General features: G+C 65.8%; 2 protein-coding genes. One reads left to right on the top strand and one right to left on the bottom strand.

Annotated features, from left to right (window positions below):
• Window positions 1-1,779 (top strand): ABC transporter ATP-binding protein (locus LQV45_RS27790; RefSeq protein WP_230010105.1); only part of this gene is annotated, 1,779 nt, incomplete at its 5' end.
• 53 nt (window positions 1,780-1,832) lie between these two features.
• Here the strand turns inward: LQV45_RS27790 and LQV45_RS27785 are convergent.
• Window positions 1,833-2,093: hypothetical protein (locus LQV45_RS27785; RefSeq protein WP_230010103.1), on the bottom strand; the 261-nt coding region annotated here is incomplete at its 5' end.

The following is a 2,093-nucleotide window of genomic DNA, read 5'->3' as shown; positions in this document are numbered from 1 at the left end:
GGGGTGACGTTCTCGGTGATCGGGCCCCGGCTGCTGGGCGAGGGCACCAACCTGATCTTCGCCGGCGTCGTGGCCAAGCAGCTGCCGGCCGGGGAGACCCAGGCCCAGGTGATCGCCCAGATGCGCGCCGCCGGGCAGAACCAGCAGGCGGACATGCTCAGCGCCATGACGCTGACCCCCGGCACCGGGATCGACTTCACCGCGCTGGCCACCGTGCTGCTGTGGGCGCTGGTCCTGTACGTGCTGGCCTCGGTGTTCGGCTGGATGCAGGCCTATATCCTCAACGGCGTGGTGCAGCGCACGATGTACCGGCTGCGCGAGCGGATCGAGGCGAAGATCAACCGACTGCCGCTGCGGTACTTCGACTCCGTGCAGCGCGGCGAGCTGCTCAGCCGGGTGACCAACGACGTCGACAACATCTCCCAAAGCCTGCAGCAGTCCATCAGCCAGGCCGTGACCTCGGTGCTGACCGTGGCCGGGGTGCTGGTGATGATGATCATCCTCTCGCCCACGCTGGCGCTGATTGCGCTGGTGACCATTCCGCTGACCCTGGTGACGACGGCGGTGATCGCCAAGCGCTCCCAGAAGCTCTTCGTGCTGCAGTGGAGGCACACCGGCGAGCTGAACGGGCAGATCGAGGAGACGTACACCGGGCACGCGCTGGTGAAGGTGTTCGGCCGGCAGCGCGAGGTGGAGGAGCGGTTCCGGCAGAAGAACGCGGAGCTGTACCAGGCGAGCTTCGGCGCGCAGTTCATTTCGGGCCTGATCATGCCGGCCATGACGTTCATCGGGAACCTGGTCTACGTGGGGATCGCCGTGGTGGGCGGGCTGCAGGTGGCCTCCGGGGCGATGCAGCTGGGAGATGTGCAGGCGTTCATCCAGTACTCCCGGCAGTTCACCCAGCCCCTGGCCCAGCTGGGGTCCATGGCGAACCTGTTGCAGTCCGGTGTGGCCTCGGCCGAACGGGTGTTTGAGCTGCTGGATACGGACGAGCAGTCGCAGGATCCTTCGCCGTCTGAGGCGCCTTCTGGTGGCCGGGGGCGGCTGGTGTTCGAGGACGTGTCCTTCTCCTATTCGCCGGACAAGCCGCTGATTTCCTCGCTGAGCCTGGTGGCGGAGCCGGGGCAGACGGTGGCGATTGTGGGCCCGACGGGCGCGGGCAAGACCACCCTGGTGAACCTGATGATGCGCTTCTACGAGCTCGACGCCGGGCGGATCACGCTCGACGGCGTGGACGTCACCGCGATGACCCGCGACGAGCTGCGCTCGCGGATGGGCATGGTGCTGCAGGACACCTGGCTGTTCGGCGGGACCATCCGGGACAACATCGCCTACGGCCGGCCTGGCGCTTCGGAGGACGAAATTCTGGAGGCCGCGCGGGCGACATACGTGGACCGGTTCGTCCGGTCCCTGCCGGAGGGCTACGATACCGTGCTCGACGACGAAGGCGGCAACGTCTCGGCCGGCGAGAAGCAGCTGCTGACCATCGCCCGGGCCTTCCTGGCCCGGCCGTCCGTGCTGATCCTGGACGAGGCGCCCAGCTCGGTGGACACCCGCACCGAGGTGCTGGTGCAGAAGGCCATGAGCGCGCTGCGGTCCGACCGGACTTCGTTTGTCATTGCGCACCGCCTCTCCACCATCCGCGACGCCGACCTCATCCTGGTGATGGAGGCCGGGCAGATCGTGGAGCAGGGGACGCACGCTTCATTGTTGGAGGCCGGCGGGGCGTACGCGGCGCTGTACGCGGCGCAGTTCGCGGCTCCTGTGGCGGAGGTTTAAGATGGAGTACAGGCGTTGCACTCGTCCCAGCGCATCAGTCTAGACGGACAGCGCTACGCAGTGCCTTCATTCCAAACGCTGAATGCATCCCGAACGACGTCGTCAATGCCCGTATAGATTGACGGGCGCATACGGACGTATGCCTTGAACATCTCATTGCGAAATCTCACAAGGCCTCGTTTCTGTATGCCGGGTACAAACAGGATGTCTCCAAACTCCGGCTTGCAGAGCTGACCCCGATGAGTGGAACCGCTGCTGACTCCCAATTGGGTTTTGAGGATCTTGTACACCTCGCGCGTTGGTATGTCCGGCTC

The sequence above is a fragment of the Microbacterium sp. Bi128 genome (genome assembly GCF_918698205.1).
This window is presented reverse-complemented; position numbering and strand designations above follow the sequence as displayed.